The organism is Acinetobacter sp. A22, assembly GCF_030913345.1.
Lineage (GTDB): Bacteria > Pseudomonadota > Gammaproteobacteria > Pseudomonadales > Moraxellaceae > Acinetobacter > Acinetobacter junii.
Genome location: NZ_CP133162.1, coordinates 1922697 through 1946187, shown reverse-complemented (window position 1 = coordinate 1946187; position 23491 = coordinate 1922697). Strand labels below are relative to the sequence as shown.

Sequence of the window (23491 nt, the reverse complement as noted above, 5' to 3'; positions counted from 1 at the left end):
ATTGGTATATTTATAGCACAATTTGTGATGGATTAGACGTAATTCGGTTTTATATCAATAAATACAAAAAAGCTCATATCAGTTAAAGAAACTGATATGAGCGTAAAGTGAAGAGAGTGAAAAAATTATTGAATAATTTCTTTCTTCTGCGCTTTGTTTTTTAACAATTGTGGTGGATTGAAACGTTCACCATATTTAGCAGCCAATTCTTCTGAACGTTGTAGTGATTTTTCAATCCCATTTTGATTTAGGAATTGAATTGCACCACCAGTCCATGGAGCAAAACCGATTCCAAAAATTGAACCGACATTGGCATCAATTACTGATTCTAGAACACCTTCTTCATAGCAGCGTAAGGTATCGAGTGCTTGAACAAACAAGAAACGATCAATCATATCTTGTTCAGAAATATCATTCGCTTTTGTCCAACGGCTGAGCCCATCCCACAAATGTTTTTTGCCATTTTCTGGATATTCATAGAAGCCAGCACCTGCTGCTTTACCTTTACGATTGAGCTCGTGAATCATGGTGTGAACCACTTCATCTACAGGGGTTTTCGGTAAGTCTTTCCCTTCAGCTTGCAATGCTTTACGCGTTTCGCTTGCTACATGCTCAGTCAGAGTCAAAGATACTTCATCCTGAATCGCAAGAGGACCAACAGGCATACCCGCTTTGAGTGCTGCCATTTCGATTTTCGCTGGATGTACGCCCTCAGCAAGAAGACGCATACCTTCTTGAATGAACGTACCAAACACACGACTGGTAAAGAAACCACGACTGTCATTGACCACGATTGGTGTTTTAGCAATTTGTTGTACAAAGTCATAGGCTTTAGCTAATGTTTCAGCTGAAGTTTCTTTGCCTTTGATGATTTCGACCAATTGCATTTTGTCGACTGGGCTGAAGAAATGTAAGCCAATAAAGTTTTTAGCATCTTTACTTGCTGTTGCTAGGCCTGTGATCGGTAAGGTAGACGTGTTTGATGCAAAGATTCCATCTTCCGCTAAATACTGCTCAGCTTCTTGAGTCACCTTGGCTTTGAGTTCTTGATTTTCAAATACTGCTTCAATGATTAAGTCACAGCCTTGTAGATCAGCTGCATCAGCAGTAGCCGTAATAAGCGCTAACACTTGATCACGTTTTTCTGCGGTCATACGACCTTGTGAAACACGTTTATCAAGTAGCTTTTGTGAATAAGCTTTGCCTTTCTCTGCATTTTCTACAGACACATCTTTGAGTACGACAGGAATGCCCTTGATTGCAGTTGAGTAGGCAATCCCTGCACCCATCATACCTGCACCTAAAACACCGACTTTCTTCGCTTGCCATTTAGCAACTTCAGCAGGACGACTTGCACCTGATTTAATTGCATTTAGACCATGCCAAAACGTACCGATCATGTTCTTCGACACTTGACCGACAGTCAGTTGTGTAAAGTAACGTGATTCAATACGAAGTGCAGTATCTACATCGACTTGTGCACCTTCAACTGCAGCCGCCATGATCGCTTCAGGAGCAGGGTAGCAACCTTTGGTTTTGTCACGTAGCATGGCAGGGGCAATTGCAAGCACTTGTGCAACAGCAGGCGTTTTAGGATCACCACCAGGAATCTTGTAGCCTTTCACATCAAATGGTTGCTGTGATTTTGGGTTAGCTTTCACCCAAGCAATTGCTTTTTCTAACAGCTCTTGTTCATTCTCAGCCGTATCATGTACCAAACCAAGAGATTTTGCTTTATCGACACCAAACTGCTTACCCTCCATGAGGAACGGGAATGCATTTTGTAAGCCTAGCAAACGCACCATACGGACGATACCACCACCGCCAGGAAGTAGTCCTAAAGTCACTTCAGGTAAACCAAATTTAGTTTTTGGATCATTAATGGCAATACGATAATGACAACCTAAAGCGATTTCCCAGCCACCACCAAGCGCAGTGCCGTTTAAAGCTGCAACAACAGGCACACCTAAAGTTTCGATTGTGCGTAAGTCACCTTTGAGTTTTTCAATCATCTTGAAAAATTCAGTGGCGTGTTCAGGTTGTACCTGAATCAGTTCATCTAAGTCACCACCAGCAAAGAAGGTTTTCTTAGCTGAACGGAAAATAATACCTTTCAGATCAGTTTCAGCTTTAAGCTTTTGACTGACTTCATCTAAAGCATCACGGAACTCTGCATTCATGGTGTTTGCAGATTGACCAGATGAATCTAGTGTAAGAATTACAATATTGTCAGCGTTTTTTTCGTATTTAATAGCGCTCATGTTGTTCTCCTTACACCAACTCGATAATGGTAGCGATACCCATACCACCACCGACACATAATGTTGCTAGACCACGTTTTTTACCTTGACGCTCTAATTCATCTAGTAAAGTTCCTAGAATCATGGCACCAGTTGCCCCTAATGGATGTCCCATCGCAATCGCGCCACCATTGACGTTGACTTTCTCAGCAGGAACTTTCAGTTCTGTAATAAAACGCATCACCACAGCTGCAAAAGCTTCATTCACTTCAAATAAATCAATATCGTTGATGCTCAAGCCTGCTTTTTCTAATGCTTTACGTGCAGCAGGGGCAGGACCAGTCAACATAATGGTTGGATCTGTACCGACTAATGCAGTTGCAAGCACCTTGGCACGAGGTTTTAAACCTTGCTCTTTGACTGCTTTTTCAGAAGCCAATAACACCACCGCAGCACCATCGACGATACCTGATGAGTTACCTGCATGATGAACGTGATTAATTTTTTGCGCTTCAGGATACTTCTGTAAAGCAACAGCATCGAAGCCCATTTGACCCATCATTTCAAAGCTAGCATTCAGTTTTGCTAAACCTTCAACTGTGGTATTTCCTTTGATAAATTCATCTTTTTCTAGGATTGTTACACCTGCATGGTCTTTAACAGGCACAACTGATTTATTGAAATAACCATTTGCCTGAGCGGCAGCAGCCTTTTGTTGCGAACCGACCGCAAATGCATCTACATCTGCGCGGCTATAACCATCTAAAGTTGCGATTAAGTCTGCACCCACACCTTGTGGAACAAAAGACGATTTCAAATTGGTTTCTGGATCAAGCGCCCATGGACCACCATCAGAACCCATTGGAATGCGTGACATTGACTCCACACCGCCAGCAACCACAACATCTTCCCAACCTGAACGAACTTTTTGTGCTGCCAAGTTCACCGCTTCTAAACCAGAAGCACAGAAACGGTTGATTTGTACGCCTGCGACATCATCATTCCAACCTGCAGCAATCGCAGCAGTTTTGGCAATATCCCCACCTTGATCACCAATCGGTGTCACACAACCGAGAACGATATCATCGACTTTAGATGTGTCGAGTTGATGGCGTTGTTGTAATTCATTCAATAATGTTGTGAGTAAAGTAATTGGTTTTACTTCATGTAATGAGCCGTCTTTTTTTCCTTTTCCGCGTGGTGTGCGAATGGCATCAATAATATAGGCCTCGCTCATAGCTGTTCCTTGTATTGCCTTAAATTAAAATCATTGTGCTTCGAGTGTACTCAATTTAAGTGTCAGTGCAATGATGATAAACATTGGTAAGTTTGATGTTTTTCGCCAATTCAGTTCACTATTGAATAGTTGAAATATTTAGTAAAATGCATGTCCATAATTCAACATAATTTGCTTGATGAAATTTATTAATATTATTGGTACTAAGGGTTCTGGCAAATCTACGCTGGCTCGAAAGTTGGCGGAAAAATTAAAAATACAATATATCGAACTGGATGATTTGCTATGGCTAGATGATTGGCAAGAATCTTCAAATGATGCATTTTTTTGCAAACTTAAACTGAGTATGGATGCAGCATCAACGGGATGGGTGATCGATAATCTTTATTCACGCAGTATTGATATGATTTGGTCTGAGGTGGATACGGTCATTTGGCTAGATTATTCTTTTTCTATTAACTTTTATCGTCTTACTAAACGGACTTTGTGGCGTATTTTAAGTCGTGAGCGATTATGGAAAAACTCGAATAATAGAGAGAACTTGAAAATGGTATTCTCCCAAAAATCGATTTTTTTATGGATGTTTCAGAAATATCCACAAAATAAGAAAAGGTATTTAGCGATGATGAATAACCCTAAATACCAGCACATACGATTTATTCACCTAGCTTCGCCTCGGAAGACAGTTGCTTTCTTAAAACAAATGAGTGTTGATTGATAATTAGCATTAAAATCAGGATATTGGCTATGTTTTTTTCAAGATAATATTTTGGCTTTACGGCTGTAACACTTGTTATTAGATTACTTATCAATGAGTTTTTGCAAAAAACATCTTTAAAAAAGCAGATGAAAATCTGAGATTAAACTATTGATTAGATAAATTTAAATGAAAGAATTGACTATATTCAGATTCATTATATTCAGCAAAGGCTTCACCCTCTACGAAACCAAATTTCTTGTATAGATGAATTGCTGCATCAAAGTGAGAGTCTTTCCCCGTTTCTAAACTCACTTTTTGAAAATTGCTATGTTTAGCAATTTTCAAAAGATAATCGAGTAAGTGTGTCGCTACACCTTGACGTAGATGTTGGGGATGAGTCCGCATCGATTTAAGTTCAGCATGATAGGGGTTAAGCTCTTGAATCGCGCCACAACCAAGAAGCTGATCATCACGCCAAAGTGTATAAAATCGAATGGAGTCTTTTTGTAGGCTGCTGAAATCGAGTGCAAAACTATGCTCAATAGGTGTGTTCTGATGCATGCCGTGCAAATGAATGCGTATGAGGTCTTGAACTTGAGGGTCTGAAAAATCGCCTTTTTTGATTATCATTATTTATCGTGATCGTTGAGGAATATAGTGGATTAATACCATATTTTTCAACAAGTGTTCAACTTTTTAGGGTTGAACACTTTGTCTGATTTAAGTTAATTGTGATGCCCATGCAACTGACGATATAAACCTGGGGTAACACCAGTCCATTTTTTAAAGGCGCGGTGAAAGGTACTAGTTTCACTAAAGCCAACTTGTTGAGCAACATCTTCTAAAGTGAGGTTTGGAGTGAGCAATAAATGAATCGCAGCGTCACGACGTAAGGCATCTTTGACACCTTGATAGCTTTTACCTTCCGCAGCCAAACGACGACGTAATGTTTGAGGAGATAAATACAACATAGATGCCACATCATTTAAAGTTGGCATTTCTTCGCCGATTTGGCTCTTCAATACTTCACGGATACGCGAAGTGAGTGAGTTGGTGTTTTTGAATTTCACTAGAAGTTGTGCTGGTGCAGCTTTTAAAAACTCTTCTAAAGTTTTTTCATCCTGACGAATAGGTAGATCTAAATAATCTGCAGCAAAGGTAATTTCTGTACGCGGTGCGTCAAACTGCATCACTGGTGCAAAAAATAGCGCATCATATTCATCAGCATGGTTAGGGCGTTCATAACCAAAATGGACGCGCTCCAAAGGTAAGCGACGTTCGATTAACCACGAAGCAAGACCATGCCAAATCATCAGCATACTTTCCGTAATAAAATGATCAGGGTCAAGCGCTTTAGGAATGTGAGGTACTAAACGAGCTTCGTGTTTATCACGCTCTAAACTTACAGACCATTCATCACCGAATAATTTGTAAAATTGTGAGGAAAGTTCGAGTGCTTGTCCAAGTGTTTTCGAATGTATGATCAATTGGCACATGATCGCAAATGTACCTAAACGACGTGGTTGAACATCGAAACCAACGTGTTCGTCTTGGGTGACCATCCATAACATTTTGACAAAGCGAGTGTATTGCTCTGGGGAGATTCGAGCTTTAGGTTGACGAAGCAATTCTGCTTCAATACCGACATGTGAAAGTAATGTTTCAACGTCCATGCCTAGGCGTTTTACACCTGTTAAAGCCGCATTCACGAAGTGGATGCTGATCGTATCACGGCTCATATTGAATCCTTCAGTTTCTTTACTATTCACGATAATTGACCTAAATAACCGTCTAAAATATCTAATTGAGCAATTGACAAGAAAAAATTGTTGCTCACTAAGTACATGTTAAATTGCCGAAACTATCAAGGTAAATGGCTGAACATGACATTGTTTTTGTGTTTATCCGAACCTAGTATAAAAGAAAATTTGAACAATATGAGTAAAAATTATTATGCCAACTGCTTTAAAGGGATTGAAAGTTCTAGATTTTTCTACTTTGTTGCCTGGTCCATTCGCAAGTATGTATCTTGCAGACATGGGTGCAGAAGTTATCCATGTAGAATCTCCGAGTCGTCCAGATTTGGTTCGAATCATGCCACCTTATGCCAATGGTCAAGCCACTGCGCATAGTTATCTTAATCGAAATAAACAGTCCATTACGCTTGATCTAAAAGATGCTGCAAATATTGAGTTAATTAAAAATAAAATTTCAGAGTTTGACATCCTGCTTGAACAATTTCGACCAGACGTGATGCGTCGATTAGGGTTGGATTATGAAACGCTTGCTGAGATTAATCCTCGATTAATCTATTGTTCTATTACAGGTTATGGTCAAACAGGTGCATATAAAGACCGTGCAGGGCATGACATTAACTATCTAGCTTTAGCTGGTATTTCGGGTCATAGTGGTCGACAAGATAGTGGACCACCTCCATTGGGTGTACAGATTGCGGATGTCGCAGGAGGTTCTTTGCATGCGGTTATTGGGATTTTAGCTGCTGTAGTTGAGCGTCAGCGTAGTGGTATGGGGCAATACATAGATATTTCTATGACGGACTGTGTGGCTAGTTTAAATAGTATGGCCGCCTCAGCAAGTTTGGCTGGTCAGACACCGCAAGGTCCTGAGCAAGGGATGCTGAATGGTGCTATTTTCTATGACTATTATGAAACCAAAGATGGTCGTTATTTCTCTGTAGGAAGTTTAGAACCACAGTTTATGACTGGGTTAGCTGCTGCATTAGATTTACCTATATTGATGGCAAAAGGTAGTTCTTTTGACCCCGAAGATCGTCAAGTGATTAAACAAGCCTTAAAGGAAAAGTTTAGATCCAAAGATTTTGCTGAGTGGCAATCAATTTTTTCGCAATTAGATATTTGTGTGGAGCCAGTGTTGAGCTTAGATGAAGCTTTGACTTCACCGATTGCAAAACAACGCGGTTGGGTGGTCGATGTCCCTTTATCTGAAAATACAGATCAAACTGAGCCTCAATTAGCATGCCCAATCAAATTTTCACGTTCTCAAATGCGCTATCAATTTATCGGACAAGGTTTGGGTCAAGGAAAATGGTAGAAAATATGTGCATACAATCACAACTTGGTAAAATATTGCACATTTAATCAAGTGATTAACATTTTGAATAAATTAATCAATTAAAAATGGGCGTAACCTTTTATATACAAAAACATAAAAGGTTACGTAAACATGACAATCTCTAAATCATGGGTTGTATCTTGTTTATCCGTTCTTTCATTGAGTCTTTTCACACATCACACTCAAGCAGCTTCTTCCGCATTTGATCCTCATGGTCAATGGCTGTTGGGTGATTGGAACGGTCAACGCACTGCGTTACAAGATCAAGGTTATAACTTTTCTGCTGATTACACAGGTGAATTTGCAGGGGTTTTAGATTCTAAACAACATTCAAGTCATGGCAGTGAATTCACTGGGCAACTGGCTTTAGGCACACACTTTGACTTAAATAAAATTTTAGGTTGGCAAGACACTGAAGCTCAAATCACGGTGACCTATCGAGATGGCCAATCATTGTCCCAAACTGCAGATGGTTTACAAGGACATCTAAGTTCTACCCAAGAAGTTTGGGGGCGTGGTCAAACTTGGCGTTTAACTGATCTATGGATCAAAAAGAAATTTTTAGATCAAACTTTAGATATTAAGGTGGGACGTTTTGGTGAAGGTGAGGATTTCAACAGTTTTAACTGTGATTTCCAAAACTTGGCATTATGTGGCTCTCAAGTCGGCAATTGGGTGGGTGATCAATGGTACAACTGGCCTGTCAGTCAATGGGCATTGCGAGTCAAATATAACCTGCAGCCAGATTTATATGCGCAAATTGGTGCGTATGAATATAACCCAGAGAACTTACAGCGTGGTAAAGGCTTTAATTTAAGTACAGATGGATCACATGGTGCGATTATTCCAGCTGAGCTGGTCTGGGCACCAAAACTAGGTCAACAATCTCTTTTAGGTGAATACCGTTTTGGTTACTACTACAGCACTGCTGATGCTGCTGAAATTGAAAACCCAAGCAAAACTGGACATAAACAAGGCGGTTGGTTTACTGCCAAACAGCAATTAACACGTCATGATGATCAATCTGATCGTGGTTTAACTGGTTTTGTGAATGTCACAGTACATGATTCAAAAACCAACTCCATCAAAGATATGCAAAATGTTGGATTGGTTTATAAAGGTTTGCTCAATCAGCGTCCACAAGATGAACTAGCACTCGGCGTAGCACGTATTCATGCTAATGACAAAAACAATCCTTTATTAGATGAAGAATACAATACTGAGTTGTATTACGGCATCCATGCAACTAATTGGTTGACCATCCGTCCAAATATTCAATATGTACACCATGTCGGTGCATTGAAAGATGGCGATAAAACATGGGTGGGTGGCATCAAGTTTCAAACCATTTTTTAAGTGTTTTATTCGGAGTTCTATAGCTCATGTTTGCAACTCAATCGGACTATAGAACGCTTTAGCTTTTCAATTGAATGTTAAGTGAATTGATCATTTGCTTAGTCATTCTAATAAATACAAAGATGCAAGGTGATCTTATGAATCAATCTGCTTCAAAATCAGGATTGCGAACGTTGACGGTAATGATCCTTGCCCTCATTGCTTTGTTCCTGCTTATTGGTGGTGTATGGCTCGCAGCTATTGGTGGGTCTTTTTATTATGTGATTGCAGGTGTGTTGTTACTCATCGTAGCAGTACAACTTTATAAGCGTGCTTCTGGTCCGCTATGGGTCTATGCCGCTTTAATGTTAGGAAGTGTGATTTGGGGTGTTTGGGAAGTTGGAACGGACTTCTGGGCACTGGCTCCACGTCTTGATGTTTTGGGTGTGTTGGGTTTGTGGTTGTTAGTACCTGCTGTAACACGAGGTATTGATAAACTTGGCTCAAGTAAGGTTGCGCTATCATCGACTTTAGTTATTGCTATTGTGGTGATGGTGTACTCGATCTTTAATGATCCTCAAGAAATTAATGGTGTGATTCAAACACCTCAACCTGCACAAGCGAAAGCAGTTGATGGTATAGCACCTGAGGACTGGCCTGCCTATGGTCGTAGTCAAGGAGGGGAGCGTTATTCTCCTCTGACTCAAATTAATGACAAAAATGTCAAAGATTTGAAAGTTGCTTGGACATTCCGTACAGGTGATTTTAGAACTAAAAATGACTCAGGTGAAACGACTAATCAGGTGACCCCAATTAAAATCGGCAACAATATGTATATGTGTACGCCACATCAACATTTGATTGCACTTGATCCAGCAACAGGCAAAGAAAAATGGCGTTTTGATCCAAAACTTAAAACGGACAAGACTTTCCAACATTTAACTTGTCGTGGTGTGATGTATTACGATGCTGCAAACACCACTGAGTTTGCAACCAGTTTACAGGCGAAAAAATCAACTTCGACTGAATGTCCTCGCAAAGTTTTTGTTCCGGTTAATGATGGTCGTTTAGTTGCGGTGAACGCAGATACAGGTAAAGCATGTTCTGACTTCGGTCAAAATGGCGAAGTGAATTTACAAGAATTCATGCCATATGCCTATCCAGGTGGCTATAACCCAACTTCACCAGGTGTTGTATCTGGTACTACAGTGGTAATTGCAGGTTCAGTGACTGATAACCATTCCAATAAAGAGCCATCAGGTGTGATTCGTGGTTATGACGTGAATACTGGTAAGTTGCTGTGGGTATTCGATACGGGTGCTGCTGATCCGAATGCAATGCCAGGTCAAGACACAACATTTGTGCATAACTCGCCAAATGCATGGGCGCCACTTGCTTATGATGCAAAATTGGACATCGTCTATGTACCGACAGGTGTAGGTACACCTGATATTTGGGGAGGCGACCGTACTGAGTTGAAAGAGCGCTATGCGAACTCAATGCTGGCGATTAATGCAACCACAGGTAAGCTAGTTTGGAGTTTCCAAACCACACATCATGATTTGTGGGATATGGATGTACCATCTCAACCTTCATTGGCGGATATTCAGGATAAATCTGGTCAAACGGTCCCTGCGATTTATGTCTTAACTAAAACAGGAAATGCCTTTGTTTTAGATCGTCGTAATGGTCAGCCAATAGTACCGATTACTGAAAAACCAGTTCCGCAAACAGTGAAGTGGGGACCACAAACTAAAGGTGAGTTCTATGCTAAAACTCAACCATTCTCTGACTTTAACTTAGCACCTAAAGATAAATTAACAGATAAAGACATGTGGGGTGCCACCATGTTTGACCAGTTAATGTGTCGGGTGAAGTTTAAACGTTTGAATTACGATGGTATTTATACACCACCTTCTGAAAATGGCACTTTAGTATTCCCTGGTAATCTCGGTGTATTCGAATGGGGCGGTATGTCAGTGAATGCTGACCGTCAAGTTGCAGTCATGAACCCGATTGGCTTGCCATTCGTAAGCCGTTTAATTCCAGCAGATCCAAACCGTCAAGCAGTCGCACGTGGTGCGGGTACAGAGCAGGGCATGCAACCGATGTATGGTACGCCATATGGTGTAGATATTAGTCCGTTCCTGTCTCCATTCGGTTTGCCTTGTAAGCAACCTGGTTGGGGCTTTGTTGCTGGTGTGGATTTAAAAACACATGAAGTGGTTTGGAAAAAACGTATTGGTACGATTCGTGATAGTTTGCCAAATCTATTCCAATTACCACCAGTGAAAATTGGAGTACCAGGTTTAGGTGGTTCGATTTCAACAGCAGGTAATGTGATGTTTGTTGGGGCGACTCAAGATAACTACATCCGTGCCTTTAATGTTTCAAATGGCGATAAGTTATGGGAAGCTCGTTTACCTGCAGGTGGTCAGGCAACACCAATGACTTATGAAGCTAACGGTAAACAATATGTGGTGATTATGGCGGGTGGACACGGTTCATTTGGTACTAAAATGGGTGATTATCTCGTTGCCTATGCTTTGCCAGATAAGAACTAATTTCATTTGAAAATTGATTGTCAAAGCTCAGATTCGTCTGGGCTTTTCCTTTTTGTAGTCATTAGATAGGCTTATCAATAAAACCGTTATTAAATATGCAAAAAAAGCATTTTATTGATGAAACAAAGCTCGTTATGCTAAACGCCTTTATAATGAATGACTAGCCATACGCCATGTATTTATATACGGATTTCGATCAACAACTGATTAACCAACGCGTTGCTCAGTTTCGCGATCAAACAGAACGCTATTTAGCAGGAAAATTGACCGAAGACGAATATCGTCCATTACGTTTGCAAAATGGTTTATACGTGCAACGTTATGCGCCGATGCTCCGTATCGCCGTGCCGTATGGCTTGATGAATACTAAACAACTTAGAAAAATTGCTGAAATCGCGACCCAATACGATCGTGGTTATGCTCACGTTTCAACACGTCAAAACATTCAGTTAAACTGGCCGGCATTAGAAAATGTTCCAGATATTTTAGCTGAACTTGCGACAGTGCAAATGCATGCTGTACAAACCTCAGGTAACTGTATTCGTAACACCACCACTGATCAGTTTGCGGGTGTTGTTGCAGGTGAAATTGCTGATCCGCGTCCTACATGCGAATTGATTCGTCAGTGGAGTACATTCCACCCCGAATTTGCATTCTTGCCACGTAAGTTCAAAATCGCCGTTTCTGCTCTAGAAGAAAAAGATCGTGCTGCAACAGCATTTCATGATATCGGTGTTTATATCGTACGCAATGATGCTGGTGAGATTGGTTATAAAATCATGGCGGGCGGTGGCTTAGGTCGTACACCAATTATTGGTAGCGTCATTCGTGAGTTCTTACCACGTGAAGATTTGATTGCTTATCTTGAAGCGACTTTGCGTGTATATAACTTACATGGCCGTCGTGATAACAAATATAAAGCACGTATCAAAATTTTAGTTAAAGCACTTACGCCAGAAGTCTTTGCTCAAAAAGTTGAGGCTGAATTTGAGCACACACGTGAAGCTCTAAGAATTCAACCAGAAATCTTAAAAAAATTGGATGAAGAATTTACACCATTCGATTATCAAGACTTAGAAGATGAGGATTTCACAGAATTATTCGCTGAAAATCCAAAGTTCAAACAATGGTACAACGTCAATACTAATGCTCATAAAGTTAAAGGTTATCGTATCGTTACGATTTCTTTGAAGCGTGCTGGTATTGCTCCTGGTGACGTAACATCAGAAGAAATGAACTTAATCGCTGATTTAGCAGATAAGTATACGTTTGGCGAGTTCCGTACTACACATGAACAAAATATTTCATTGGTAGACGTACCTCAGAAAAATTTATTTGAATTGTGGCAAACGCTTGAACAGCACAACATGGCTCGTGCACATATTGGTTTTATTACCGATATTATTTGCTGTCCAGGTGGTGATTTCTGTTCATTAGCTAACGCAAAATCAATTCCTATTTCAGAAGCGATCACACGTCGTTTTGAAGATCTTGATACCATTTATAATTTAGGTGAACTAGACCTAAATATCTCAGGATGTATGAATGCTTGTGGTCATCACCATGTAGGCAATATTGGTATTCTTGGTGTAGATAAAAAAGGTGCTGAGTTCTATCAAATCACTTTAGGTGGTAATGCGAATCATGATGCATCTATTGGTGATATTTTAGGACCATCTTTTGCTGCAGATGCTGTACCCGACGTGATCGAGGAAATTTTGAATACTTACCTAGATTTGCGTACTGAAGGTGAGCGTTTTATCGATACATACCGTCGTGTAGGTATTCAGCCATTTAAGGAGCGTGCTTATGCTTAATACATCGCTACAAGTGCTTTCTAAAGATGGCACGATTGCAGACAATACTTATCAAGTTATTGCAGAAGATGGAGCAATTCCCCAAGGTGATGTTGTTTTAACAACAGCTCAATTGAATGAATTGCCAAATATACAAGGTAAAAAAGCGTTGTATATCACTGTAAATGATTCACCTGAAACACATCAGTTCCCTTTAAGCGAATTAGATGCAATATTCATTGAATTTGCTGGTTTTAATGATGGTCGTGGATATTCATTCGCAGCATTATTGCGTCGTCAAGGATATCAAGGTGAGTTGCGTGCAGTTGGTGATATCTTTAAAGATGTTTTAAATTATTTAAAACGCTCTGGGTTTGATACCTTTGTAGTAAAAGAAGGTAAAGATATTCAGGAAGCAGCAGCTGGTCTGCAGGACTTTACAAATCCTTATCAAGCTTCAACAGCTGTACCTCAAGCAAGCTATCAAACTGGTGCATAAGCCACCCGTAATCAATAAGCTGAACTAAGGTTCAGCTTTTTTGTTTTGTAAAATTGGATTAATCAAGAGCTGAAAAATAACAATGCTAACTCTCTTATCAAAAATCAATCCAGGTGTAATTTGGCTATTAATCGCTATAGCAACTGATGTACTTTCAACTTTTTATTCAGCCAAAGCAAATGGATTGGTCAATAAGCTGGATCAAGGTATTGCTTTGGTACTGTATCTTATTTCGTTTACTTGTGCTGCGATTGCTTTGAAATATATGCAAGCTGGAATTTTATATGTGCTTTGGTCTGGTATCGGTGTAATTGCCACAGCAGCTCTAGCAAAAGTTTTTTTGGGGCAGAATATTGATTCTGCGGGTTGGGTTGGAATCGGTTTTATTACCATCGGTTTGATGATAATTGCACAATACTCAAATATTGATGTTTAAAAGTACTATCAAAAAAGTTTCTTTTGATAGTACTTAAGATTTTTCTTATATATCTTCTAACTGACAATTCACCATCCATTTAATGCCGAACTGATCAGTAAAAGCACCGTAAAGCGCACCCCAGAAAGTTCTCTCAAGTTGCATTTCAATATGACCATGAACGGAAAGCTGATTGAATAGACGGCGTGCCTCAGTTTCATCATGTTCAATATTAATAGAGATATAATGATTGTTTCCTTGAATAAAACCTGCATTTGGGGCACAGATCTGATCGTTTACATCTGATCCCATTAAAACTGTATATTCATTGATTGGTAAAGATACATGTAGAATTAAGCTTTTATCGGCCTCAGATAAAGTTACACCTTCTGTCGGTGGCATATCTCCATAACGGCTAATCATTGCAAATTCACCGCCAAAAACTGATTGATAAAAAATAAAAGCTTGTTCTGTTTGTCCTTTAAAGTTCAAATAGTGATTTAGTTGCATTTTTTGCTCCTTGTTGTTTTTTTATACACTGCATAACGTACCGATATTTGAACGCTGGGTGAATTATTTTTTGTAATTATAGAAAACAGAAATCCTGCATATAGCAGGATTTCTGTTGCAACCTTACTATTATTTAATAGTAAGGTTCACACATTATTTTTAGATCAGTTCAATCGCAACAGCAGTTGCTTCACCACCACCGATACATAATGCTGCAACGCCTTTCTTACCGCCAGTACGCTTGAGAGCGTGGATTAATGTAAGAATTATACGTGATCCAGTAGAACCAACAGGGTGGCCTAAAGCACAAGCACCACCATTGATATTCACTTTTTCAGCATCTAGTTTAAAGTCATCAATTGGGCACATTGTCACCATAGCAAAAGCTTCATTGATTTCCCAAAGATCAACTTCTTGTGCATCCCAACCTGCTTTCTTCAATACTTTCTCAATCGCACCAACAGGAGCAATTGTGAATTCAGAAGGGTGTTGAGAGTTAGAAGCCGTAGCGATGATTTTTGCTAATGGTTGTAAACCACGTGCAGAAGCAACATCTGCTGAAGTAAGTACAAGTGCAGAAGCACCATCAGAGATAGAGCTTGCATTTGCAGCGGTAATTGTACCGTCTTTTGCAAATGCAGGTTTCAAACTTGGAATTTTATCAATTTTTGCATTTAATGGTTGTTCATCTTGATCAACAACAACATCACCTTTACGGCTAGAAACAGTTACTGGAACGATTTCATCTTTGAAATAACCTTCAGTAATTGCTTTTTGTGCACGTTGTAAAGAGCGAATTGCAAAGTCATCCATTTGCTGACGGCTATAGCCACGAGTATTTGCCATATCTTGTGCAAATGAACCCATTAAACGACCTGTTTCAGCATCTTCTAGACCATCAAAGAACATATGATCTTTAATTTCACCATGACCCATGCGGTAACCTGCACGGGCTTTTGGTAAGACGTAAGGAGCATTAGTCATTGACTCCATACCGCCAGCAACAACGATCTCAGCGCTACCAGCTTTGATCATATCTGCTGCTTGCATCACTGCTTTCATACCAGAGCCACACAATTTATTAATTGTTACAGCACCTGTAGAGTCAGGTAAGCCTGCTTTACGCATTGCTTGGCGTGCAGGTCCTTGTTTTAGTCCCGCTGGAAGAACACAACCCATGATAACTTCTTCAACATCAGTTGGTTGTAAGCCTGAACGTGCGATCGCTTCTTTGATCGTGATTGCGCCTAATTCAGGTGCTGTAGCACTTGATAAAGCACCTTGGAAGCCGCCCATAGCTGTACGAGCGCCATTTACAATTACGATGTCAGTCATTGTATGTCTCCAGACTTATAATTTGCTGAGAATGTTCAAAACCTATGCAGTATATTAAAAAAACTCTGTCTATAAAGTGTTTTACATCGTATTCGCTAGACTGAAGAGTTTTTTAGCAGCTGGAAATTTCTTGAGTACGAACATGCCCCATATTACTTAAGATGATTTGGAGATGGTGGTTTGATCGACTAGAACAATAATAGAAACTGCCATTTGAACCACGTGGTAACCCCGTATCTCCTTGAAAGGTGAGTGAGTTAATATTCAGAGTTCCACGCCATGCCAATGAGCCATATTTAGGTTGGACTGGATTTGAATACAGAATAGTTTCTGTGTTATCGCGTCTTTTATTACGATTAGCGTCAAGAAAACCAATAAATCCATGATTCCAATCGCTACTACAAGAACTAAAGTCTTGAGTTGCGCACAACGTCACATTTTTCTGATGGGTTTGTGCATCGGATTTGGCTTTTTGTATGTAAATTGTGAGAGTCTTTTTAATTTGTTCTACTTCATTTGAAATTAATATTTCGATGAAATATGGATGTGCTAGGCTGACTAAAATTGCGGAAATTGCAATCGTAATGATGATTTCAGGCAGCGTAAAGCCGGAAAATTTAAACATAATATTACCTGTTAGTGTTTCTGTAATTTTTTTATTAACAAAGTGTTAAGTAATTACTGTATTTATTAATTTAAGTTTACTATTGCGAAACTAAAGATTACTTCATGCAGCAAATGCTGTTAAACTTGAAGTGAGCGAACAATAAGCTATTCAGACTTTAAAATTGAATTAAAATTTACTGAACTACAACGGAAATTGTAAGAAATTTTGTCAATAATTTGCGAGGTTAAAGTTATCAAGCACTTGGAAAATTCATCAAGTGTTTGTATGATTCAAAGTGAAGTGAATAGCTTAAAAATAATACTGTGAACACTTCCGTGTTTATGGGGCCAAAAATCATAGGCTAAGCTTGAACAACAAACAATTGTTATCTCTGGAGGATATCCATGAAATTGAGTCGTATTGCACTTGCTATGCTTGTTGCTGCTCCTTTAGCTGCTGCTAATGCGGGTATAACTGTTACTCCATTAATGCTTGGTTACACAAAGTTCGATACTGAACACAATAACCTTGGTGACAAAGGTCAGTTAACTAATAGTGCTGAGCTTGACGATGACTTATTCGTTGGTGCTGCTCTTGGTGTTGAACTAACACCATGGTTAGGTGCTGAAGTTGAATATAGCCAAATCAAAGGCGATTCTAGCGCGAACAATGAATACAAAGGTCGTAACATTGCTGGTAATGCTTATGTGACTTCTGATTTGATCACTAAAAACTATGACAGCAAAATCAAACCTTACGTTTTAGCTGGTGCTGGTCACTACAAATATGAAGGTGCTGACATCTACGGTGGCGAGCAAGAAGGTACATTAGCTAACGCTGGTGGTGGTGTTTTCTGGCGTTTAAATGATGCTTTGTCTCTTCGTACAGAAGCTCGTGGTACTTACCACTTTGACGAAAAATTCTGGAACTATACAGCTCTTGCTGGTTTAAACGTAGTTCTTGGTGGTCACTTGAAGCCTGCTGCTCCTGTAGTAGAAGTTGCTCCAGTTGAGCCAACTCCAGTTGCTCCTCAACCACAAGAGTTGACTGAAGATCTTAACATGGAACTTCGCGTATTCTTTGATACGAACAAGTCAGACATCAAACCACAATACAAATCTGAAATTGCTAAAGTTGCAGAGAAGTTAGCTGAATACCCGAATGCGACTGCTCGTATTGAAGGTCACACAGATAACACTGGTCCACGTAAGTTAAACGAACGTTTATCTTTAGCTCGTGCTAACTCTGTTAAATCAGCTCTTGTAAACGAATACAACGTTGATGCATCTCGTTTGTCTACTCAAGGTTTCGCTTGGGATCAACCGATTGCTGACAACAAAACTAAAGAAGGTCGTGCTATGAACCGTCGCGTATTCGCTGCGATCACTGGTAGCCGTACTGTTTTAGTTCAACCAGGTCAACAAGCTAAATAATTGAGTTTTTGAACTAAAAAAAGCGACTCTTATGAGTCGCTTTTTTATTGCCAAATTTAAAATAAATAAACATTTTAATTCTCCACACTTTTGAATCTTATATATCCAAGATTTAAGATAAAAATTACCACACACCTTTACTTAGTTGTTGTTTGGTTTGTTGACGATCCCGACGATGTTGTGCACGAGGCTTCTCAGTTTCATGTATTCCACCTTTCTGTAGTAAAGGGGATAATGCGACGGGATTGCGAACTTTGATTTTAGGCATTGCTTTAAGTTTCATTTATTTAACCTTTTATACATAGAACTTGTTTTAGCGTGTGAATGATCTCGATGAGATCCGATTGATTTTGCATGACCTGATCGATGTCTTTATAAGCGCTAGGAATTTCATCAATTACACTTGCATCTTTTCGACATTCGATTCCTCGAGTTTGTTGAATTAAATCATCTTGGCTAAATAACAATTTTGCCTTATGACGACTCATTCTCCGACCTGCACCATGTGAACATGAGCAGAATGCTTCAGGATTTGCTTTACCTTTAACAATATAAGAACGTGTACCCATAGAACCTGGAATAATTCCTAATTCATCAAGTCCAGCACGAATTGCACCTTTACGTGTTATAAAAAGATCTTCGCCGAAATGATTCTCTCGACTGACATAATTGTGGTGGCAATTTATAGCTTCTTTAGTGAGTTGAAAGGGTGGAAGTAGGGGGCGAATGGCTTCTAAAATTAATCGCATCATTTCACGACGATTTTCAAAAGCATATTCTTGAGCCCATTCAACGGCTTCAACATAATCATTAAAACTACATGATCCTTCAGCGAAATAACTTAAATCTTTATCAGGAACATGACCAAAGCGATGTTGAGCTTCTTTCTTGGCCAGTTCGATAAAATACGTGCCGATCACATTACCTAATCCACGACTACCAGAATGTAACATGATCCAAACATCTTGATTTTCGTCTAAGCAGAGTTCAATAAAATGGTTGCCACCACCTAAAGTACCAAGTTGTTTTTGCCAAGTTAAATCAAAATTTCTGAGCATTCTGATTAAACCAGGATGTTTTTTTACGATTGGTTGTAAGCGTTTTTCTAACGGAATAATGCTAGATGCTTTCGCTTTAACTTGTCTATGAAACTCAAATCCTACGGGAACTTTTCGTTCTATTGCATTACGCAATGACGAAAGATTATCAGGAAGTTGTGAAGCTTTTAAATTGAGTCGAATTGCATTCATACCACAGCCAATATCTACGCCCACAGCTGCGGGTATAATTGCATGTTTAGTTGGTATAACGCTTCCGACTGTCGCACCTTTACCAACATGTGCATCTGGCATGACTGCAATATGAGAATAAACAAATTGCAGTTGTGCCATTTTCTTCAGTTGTTCAATGCTTTCATTATCAATATCGTTAGTGAAGATCTTCACTGGTACACCGTATTGAGCTTCAGCATTGAGTATTTTTTGTATGCCCATTTTTATTTCTCGATTAGCGAAATTTCTGTCCGAATAGGCATAAAAAAACCTAGCGAATGCTAGGTTTAGAAGAGCATTCGGACAAGTGATCATTTGATTTGTCACTTGTCCGTGAGACGACACAGTGCCAAATCTTAAAGTGTTTTCCTTTGTAGTAATGGCATGTGTGTTCTCCTATATAAATTGCCGATGAAAATATAAGCGTGAATTTTACTCGTATTTCTCAAAGGGTCAAGTGAAATTAAGATTTATTATTCATCTTCTTTCACATTCATCTCTTTGTAAGCAATGAGTTTGGTCTTGTGTTTCCACTTATACCCTAACCAAATTGCAAGAAATAGCGGAATACTGATATAGGTTGAAAGTAGTCCTAACCAGTCAATTTTTCCACCAATCAGGGCTTGATAGTTCTGACCTAAAATAATGATGGAACAGAGAATAAATGCAAACCACGGTGCAAATGGAAAGAATTTTGCACGATAAGCGAGGTCTTCTAACTTATGACCTTGAGCTAAATAGCCTTTGCGGAAACGATAATGTGATATTGCTATGCCTAGCCAGACGATAAATCCACACATCCCAGACATATTAAGTAACCAGTTAAAAACTTGTTGCTCACCGATAAATGTCGTTAGGAAACATAATGCTGCAACTGCTGTAGTTGCATACAGTGCATTCATTGGAACGCCACGTGTATCTAATTTGGAGAACCACTTTGGCGCACGACCTTCTTTAGCCATATCAAATAGCATACGGGTAGAAGAGTACATTCCAGAGTTACCCGCAGATAAAATTGCACTCAGAATAACTGCATTCATTAAGCTTGCAGCAAATGCGAATCCTGCTTTTTCATAGAGAAGAGTAAATGGAGAAAGTGCAATATTTTCACTTTCTGCGGCATGCAGTAACAAAGGATTATCGTAGCTGACCAGTGTACCAATGATGAAAATACACAAAATATAGAAAAGTAGAATTCGCCAAAAAATCTGTTTGATCGCCAAAGGAATCGTTTTCTTAGGATCTTTTGATTCACCAGCAGCTACACCGACCATTTCAGTACCTTGAAATGAGAACCCTGCGATCATTGCAACACCAACCAGTGCTTGTAATCCACCAACGAATGGCGCATCACCTTTGGTCCAGTTGCTAAATGCAGAAACATTTGGAGTCAGCATAATTTTTGCAATCATTGCGATACCGATGATGATAAATACAATAATGGCAATAACTTTAATCATTGAAAACCAGAATTCACTTTCACCAAAGCCTTTGACTGTCATTGCATTGATTGCAAAGATCACAGCCAAAAATACAGCACTCCAATAGAAGCCAGAAATTTCTGGAAACCAAAATTTCATGATGAATTGGACGGCTACTAATTCAAATGCGACTGTAATCGCCCAGTTGTACCAATAGTTCCATCCTAAAGCAAAACCAAAACCTTCTTCTACATAGCGACTACCATAGGTGAAGAAAGCACCAGAACTTGGGTTATGAGTTGCAAGCTCACCTAAACTAGTCATCAAGAAATAAATCATGATTCCAATAAGTGCATAGGCGAGTAGCGCACCACCAGGACCTGCGGTAGCAATCGTAGAACCTGAAGCAAGGAATAAGCCTGTACCAATCGATCCACCGATGGCAATCATATTGAGATGGCGTGCCCCAAGCTTACGCTGTAGGTGTTGAGGAGCAGAAATATCGCTCATAAGATTTCCTTAAACCGAATAAGGGTCAGTTGACACTTAAAATTACGTGTTAGGTTGAGATGTCAACCAACCTTGCCTGCACAGGCATATAATACTTTGAATCCCTGCTGATCAGCTTTCACTTCACATTGACCAAATTGTTGTTCAATGAGGGGAGGATAGTTGAGAAAGCGATTGGCTACGATCCACAGTTCACCCGAACTTTTTAAATGCGATTTTGCTAAGCGACACAGAGTTTCACTTGCATCGTAATTAGTATGTATGCCTTGATGAAATGGTGGATTACTTACAATTGCATCCAAATCTTGAGGGGCGTCACTAAAGCCAGTAACTGGTTCAAGATTTAAATTTTCCAAGTTTAAGCCATTCTGTTCAAATGTGAACTTGGTTGACTGTAATGCAAAGGCATCAACATCAAGTGCAAAAATATGCTGTTCTGGGTTTAATTTGGCTAGATAGGCACTAATCACGCCAGCGCCGCAACCAAAGTCGGCAATCTTACCTGATTTTACTTCTTGAAGGTAAGGGAGCAAAACTGCTGTACCTACATCCAAATGATCTTGACTAAATACACCAGGAAGTGCGCAAATCGTGAGTGATTGCTGGTCGATTTGAATCGTATAGGTTTTTAACCAGTCTCGTAGTGATTTAGGTTGTGCTAATTTTTCGAGTGGCATCTGCCAAAGTTGGCAATGGCGTGCACTATCTAATTTGATAGCTTTTCCATATTGCTGTAATTGTTTAGCAGCACGTTCAATCCCACCTTTTTTCTCACCAACTAAAAAGACTGATTGACTTAGCTCTAAATGGCTGGCAACAGTATGCAAAATATAGTTTAAAAGCTCTTTTGATTTTGGAACAAAAATAACCACCTGATCATAGTGATTTGCTGGAAACTCAACGCAAAAATTTGATTTTATTTCTGCGTTTAGAAAGCCTTGATGATCTGCAAAGTTCCATGTCCAAACGGAAGCTTCGACTTCGACGGGTAAGCTTTTTACGAGCTGATCATTCGGGGCATTGATTAATAAAACTTGCCCTTTTAAATAATCTTGTTGACGTATGACAACTTCACTACGTGGATCCATATTGATCTCTCATCAAAAACAAAGCCCAGTCGTGAAACTGGGCACTTGCAATTGTTAACGAATTATTTTTGAGTTTCAGGTAAAACAATATTCAAAATTAAGGCTGCAATACCACCTGTTGCAACACCTGAGCTGAAAATATTTTTAAATAATTCAGGAAGGTGTTCTAGGATTTGTGGTACTTGTGCTACCCCTAAGCCTAGTGCTAATGAAATTGCAATAATTAACAATGCACGACGATCTAAATGGATCGTTGATAAAATATTAATACCAGATGCTGCCACAGCACCGAACATTACCATCACCGCACCGCCAAGTACCGCTTGTGGAACAGCTTGAATCACAGCAGCCACAGCAGGGAATAAACCTAATAAGATCAATAATGCTGCAATCCAAAGACCTACATAACGGCTCGCAACACCAGTCAACTGGATCACACCATTATTTTGTGCAAATACAGAACTTGGAAAAGTATTGAAAATACCTGCTAAGAAAGAGTTGGCACCATTAACTAGAACACCACCTTTGATGCGTTGCATCCAAATAGGGCCATCTACAGGTTGATTGGAAATTTTGCTGGTTGCTGTGACATCACCAATTGCTTCTAGAGAAGTTACTAGATAAATAAAAGCCATTGGAATAAACAAGCTCCAAGAAAAGCTCAATCCAAAATGCATTGGTGTTGGGATTTGAATAATAGGAGCTTCTTGTAATACGGAAAAGTTTAAATGTCCCATAAATCCAGCAAGTACATAACCGATGACTAAAGCGATCAAAATTGCTGAACTTTTCACCCAAATAATGCGAATTCTATTCAGTAAAATGATAATCCCTAAAACTGTACATGACATAATGAGATTATCTGCGTTTGCAAAGGTATTATCCTGCATTGCGGTATAACCACCACCCATGCTAATCAGTCCTTCTTTGATCAATGTTAGACCAATCAACAGAACGACGATTCCTGTAACGAGAGGAGTAATCAGCTTTTTTACCCAAGGTAAAATTTGAGATACGCCCATTTCGATAAATGAACCAGCGATTACGACACCAAAAATGGCAGCCATAACTTGTTCTACAGGTGTGCCAGCAGCCACCATTGCGCTACCTATACCAATGATAGGACCAATGAAATTAAAGCTAGTTCCTTGAACAATAAGTAATCCAGCGCCAAATGGACCAACTTTTTTACATTGCAAGAAAGTCGCGATCCCTGAAATGATTAATGACATAGAAAGAATCATATTGGTGTCTTCGCGAGACACACCTAATGCCAAACAAATCAATAATCCAGGGGTGACAATTGGCACCAAAATCGCTAAAAGATGTTGAAGCGCCGCTAAAAAAGCAATAAAAGGTTTCGGTCGATCATTTAGCCCATAGACTAGATCGAGCGGTTGTTCAGAGTGGGGATTTGACATGGGAGCATAAAAAAGC

General features: G+C 39.5%; 20 protein-coding genes. 8 read left to right on the top strand and 12 right to left on the bottom strand.

Features of this window, described 5'->3' with window-relative positions:
• Window positions 1-125: 125 nt before the first annotated feature.
• Together Q9Q86_RS09505 and Q9Q86_RS09500 are read right to left on the bottom strand one after the other, a co-directional pair.
• Complete coding sequence (locus tag Q9Q86_RS09505) at window positions 126-2261, bottom strand: 3-hydroxyacyl-CoA dehydrogenase NAD-binding domain-containing protein (protein ID WP_112986201.1); 2136 nt, start codon at window positions 2259-2261, stop codon at window positions 126-128.
• Window positions 2262-2271: 10 nt separating this feature from the next.
• Window positions 2272-3477, bottom strand: coding sequence for an acetyl-CoA C-acetyltransferase (locus Q9Q86_RS09500; protein ID WP_112986200.1), 1206 nt, complete (start codon window positions 3475-3477; stop codon window positions 2272-2274).
• 178 nt (window positions 3478-3655) lie between these two features.
• Here Q9Q86_RS09500 and Q9Q86_RS09495 point away from each other — a divergent pair, with 178 nt between their 5' ends.
• Entirely contained in the window at window positions 3656-4195 is a 540-nt protein-coding gene (locus Q9Q86_RS09495) for a shikimate kinase (protein WP_112986199.1), read from the top strand.
• Between the two features lie 147 nt (window positions 4196-4342).
• Here Q9Q86_RS09495 and Q9Q86_RS09490 read toward each other — a convergent pair whose 3' ends face one another.
• Both Q9Q86_RS09490 and Q9Q86_RS09485 read right to left on the bottom strand, forming a co-directional pair.
• Complete coding sequence (locus Q9Q86_RS09490) at window positions 4343-4807, bottom strand: GNAT family N-acetyltransferase (RefSeq protein ID WP_004908828.1); 465 nt, start codon at window positions 4805-4807, stop codon at window positions 4343-4345.
• A 95-nt stretch (window positions 4808-4902) separates the two neighbouring features.
• The gene (locus Q9Q86_RS09485; RefSeq protein ID WP_112986198.1) at window positions 4903-5916 is read right to left on the bottom strand and encodes an AraC family transcriptional regulator; all 1014 of its coding nucleotides are present in this window, start codon (window positions 5914-5916) and stop codon (window positions 4903-4905) included.
• A gap of 214 nt (window positions 5917-6130) precedes the next feature.
• On the opposite strand from Q9Q86_RS09485, the gene Q9Q86_RS09480 reads away from it, so the two are divergent.
• From Q9Q86_RS09480 to Q9Q86_RS09455, 6 genes are all read left to right on the top strand, one after another.
• Window positions 6131-7249, top strand: a complete 1119-nt coding sequence (locus tag Q9Q86_RS09480; RefSeq protein ID WP_112986197.1) for a CaiB/BaiF CoA-transferase family protein — start codon at window positions 6131-6133, stop codon at window positions 7247-7249.
• Window positions 7250-7381: 132 nt separating this feature from the next.
• Window positions 7382-8626: a carbohydrate porin gene (locus Q9Q86_RS09475; RefSeq protein ID WP_112986196.1), complete on the top strand. Its 1245-nt coding sequence runs from the start codon at window positions 7382-7384 to the stop codon at window positions 8624-8626.
• Between the two features lie 137 nt (window positions 8627-8763).
• Window positions 8764-11169: a glucose/quinate/shikimate family membrane-bound PQQ-dependent dehydrogenase gene (locus tag Q9Q86_RS09470; protein ID WP_112986219.1), complete on the top strand. Its 2406-nt coding sequence runs from the start codon at window positions 8764-8766 to the stop codon at window positions 11167-11169.
• A gap of 173 nt (window positions 11170-11342) precedes the next feature.
• On the top strand, window positions 11343-12986 hold the full coding sequence (locus Q9Q86_RS09465; protein WP_112986195.1) for a nitrite/sulfite reductase: 1644 nt from the start codon (window positions 11343-11345) through the stop codon (window positions 12984-12986).
• Complete coding sequence (locus tag Q9Q86_RS09460; RefSeq protein ID WP_004950495.1) at window positions 12979-13464, top strand: DUF934 domain-containing protein; 486 nt, start codon at window positions 12979-12981, stop codon at window positions 13462-13464. The genes Q9Q86_RS09465 and Q9Q86_RS09460 overlap by 8 nt, the downstream gene beginning before the upstream one ends.
• An 82-nt stretch (window positions 13465-13546) precedes the next feature.
• Window positions 13547-13900 (top strand): multidrug efflux SMR transporter, encoded by a 354-nt coding sequence (locus Q9Q86_RS09455; RefSeq protein ID WP_112986194.1) that lies wholly within the window; start codon window positions 13547-13549, stop codon window positions 13898-13900.
• Between the two features lie 45 nt (window positions 13901-13945).
• Here the strand turns inward: Q9Q86_RS09455 and Q9Q86_RS09450 are convergent, their stop codons facing one another.
• The 3 genes from Q9Q86_RS09450 to Q9Q86_RS09440 all read right to left on the bottom strand — a co-directional run bounded on the left by Q9Q86_RS09450 (window position 13946) and on the right by Q9Q86_RS09440 (window position 16349).
• A complete protein-coding gene (locus Q9Q86_RS09450; protein WP_112986193.1) occupies window positions 13946-14389 on the bottom strand; it encodes a VOC family protein in 444 nt (147 codons plus the stop codon).
• Between the two features lie 159 nt (window positions 14390-14548).
• Window positions 14549-15724, bottom strand: a complete 1176-nt coding sequence (locus Q9Q86_RS09445; RefSeq protein WP_112986192.1) for a thiolase family protein — start codon at window positions 15722-15724, stop codon at window positions 14549-14551.
• A gap of 112 nt (window positions 15725-15836) precedes the next feature.
• A complete protein-coding gene (locus Q9Q86_RS09440; RefSeq protein WP_112986191.1) occupies window positions 15837-16349 on the bottom strand; it encodes a GspH/FimT family protein in 513 nt (170 codons plus the stop codon).
• Window positions 16350-16735: 386 nt separating this feature from the next.
• Between Q9Q86_RS09440 and omp38 the strand changes: the two genes are divergently transcribed.
• Window positions 16736-17764 (top strand): outer membrane protein Omp38, encoded by a 1029-nt coding sequence (omp38, locus tag Q9Q86_RS09435; protein WP_112986190.1) that lies wholly within the window; start codon window positions 16736-16738, stop codon window positions 17762-17764.
• Between the two features lie 124 nt (window positions 17765-17888).
• Here the strand turns inward: omp38 and Q9Q86_RS09430 are convergent, their stop codons facing one another.
• From Q9Q86_RS09430 to Q9Q86_RS09410, 5 genes are all read right to left on the bottom strand, one after another.
• A complete protein-coding gene (locus tag Q9Q86_RS09430; RefSeq protein WP_004908791.1) occupies window positions 17889-18047 on the bottom strand; it encodes a hypothetical protein in 159 nt (52 codons plus the stop codon).
• Window positions 18048-18051: 4 nt separating this feature from the next.
• Complete coding sequence (locus Q9Q86_RS09425; protein WP_112986189.1) at window positions 18052-19257, bottom strand: RtcB family protein; 1206 nt, start codon at window positions 19255-19257, stop codon at window positions 18052-18054.
• Window positions 19258-19508: 251 nt separating this feature from the next.
• Window positions 19509-20966: an amino acid permease gene (locus Q9Q86_RS09420; RefSeq protein ID WP_112986188.1), complete on the bottom strand. Its 1458-nt coding sequence runs from the start codon at window positions 20964-20966 to the stop codon at window positions 19509-19511.
• Window positions 20967-21028: 62 nt separating this feature from the next.
• Window positions 21029-22054: a class I SAM-dependent methyltransferase gene (locus Q9Q86_RS09415; protein WP_112986187.1), complete on the bottom strand. Its 1026-nt coding sequence runs from the start codon at window positions 22052-22054 to the stop codon at window positions 21029-21031.
• A 62-nt stretch (window positions 22055-22116) separates the two neighbouring features.
• Window positions 22117-23475: a uracil-xanthine permease family protein gene (locus Q9Q86_RS09410; RefSeq protein WP_004908784.1), complete on the bottom strand. Its 1359-nt coding sequence runs from the start codon at window positions 23473-23475 to the stop codon at window positions 22117-22119.
• Window positions 23476-23491: the final 16 nt, after the last annotated feature.

Excerpts from the sequence above, each read along its gene's own strand:
- Q9Q86_RS09505 (WP_112986201.1), bottom strand. The coding sequence starts at position 2,261 with ATGAGCGCTATTAAATACGAAAAAAACGCTGACAATATTGTAATTCTT.
- Q9Q86_RS09500 (WP_112986200.1), bottom strand. The coding sequence starts at position 3,477 with ATGAGCGAGGCCTATATTATTGATGCCATTCGCACACCACGCGGAAAA.
- Q9Q86_RS09495 (WP_112986199.1), top strand. The coding sequence starts at position 3,656 with ATGAAATTTATTAATATTATTGGTACTAAGGGTTCTGGCAAATCTACG.
- Q9Q86_RS09490 (WP_004908828.1), bottom strand. The coding sequence starts at position 4,807 with ATGATAATCAAAAAAGGCGATTTTTCAGACCCTCAAGTTCAAGACCTC.
- Q9Q86_RS09485 (WP_112986198.1), bottom strand. The coding sequence starts at position 5,916 with ATGAGCCGTGATACGATCAGCATCCACTTCGTGAATGCGGCTTTAACA.
- Q9Q86_RS09480 (WP_112986197.1), top strand. The coding sequence starts at position 6,131 with ATGCCAACTGCTTTAAAGGGATTGAAAGTTCTAGATTTTTCTACTTTG.
- Q9Q86_RS09475 (WP_112986196.1), top strand. The coding sequence starts at position 7,382 with ATGACAATCTCTAAATCATGGGTTGTATCTTGTTTATCCGTTCTTTCA.
- Q9Q86_RS09470 (WP_112986219.1), top strand. The coding sequence starts at position 8,764 with ATGAATCAATCTGCTTCAAAATCAGGATTGCGAACGTTGACGGTAATG.
- Q9Q86_RS09465 (WP_112986195.1), top strand. The coding sequence starts at position 11,343 with ATGTATTTATATACGGATTTCGATCAACAACTGATTAACCAACGCGTT.
- Q9Q86_RS09460 (WP_004950495.1), top strand. The coding sequence starts at position 12,979 with ATGCTTAATACATCGCTACAAGTGCTTTCTAAAGATGGCACGATTGCA.
- Q9Q86_RS09455 (WP_112986194.1), top strand. The coding sequence starts at position 13,547 with ATGCTAACTCTCTTATCAAAAATCAATCCAGGTGTAATTTGGCTATTA.
- Q9Q86_RS09450 (WP_112986193.1), bottom strand. The coding sequence starts at position 14,389 with ATGCAACTAAATCACTATTTGAACTTTAAAGGACAAACAGAACAAGCT.
- Q9Q86_RS09445 (WP_112986192.1), bottom strand. The coding sequence starts at position 15,724 with ATGACTGACATCGTAATTGTAAATGGCGCTCGTACAGCTATGGGCGGC.
- Q9Q86_RS09440 (WP_112986191.1), bottom strand. The coding sequence starts at position 16,349 with ATGTTTAAATTTTCCGGCTTTACGCTGCCTGAAATCATCATTACGATT.
- omp38 (WP_112986190.1), top strand. The coding sequence starts at position 16,736 with ATGAAATTGAGTCGTATTGCACTTGCTATGCTTGTTGCTGCTCCTTTA.
- Q9Q86_RS09430 (WP_004908791.1), bottom strand. The coding sequence starts at position 18,047 with ATGAAACTTAAAGCAATGCCTAAAATCAAAGTTCGCAATCCCGTCGCA.
- Q9Q86_RS09425 (WP_112986189.1), bottom strand. The coding sequence starts at position 19,257 with ATGGGCATACAAAAAATACTCAATGCTGAAGCTCAATACGGTGTACCA.
- Q9Q86_RS09420 (WP_112986188.1), bottom strand. The coding sequence starts at position 20,966 with ATGAGCGATATTTCTGCTCCTCAACACCTACAGCGTAAGCTTGGGGCA.
- Q9Q86_RS09415 (WP_112986187.1), bottom strand. The coding sequence starts at position 22,054 with ATGGATCCACGTAGTGAAGTTGTCATACGTCAACAAGATTATTTAAAA.
- Q9Q86_RS09410 (WP_004908784.1), bottom strand. The coding sequence starts at position 23,475 with ATGTCAAATCCCCACTCTGAACAACCGCTCGATCTAGTCTATGGGCTA.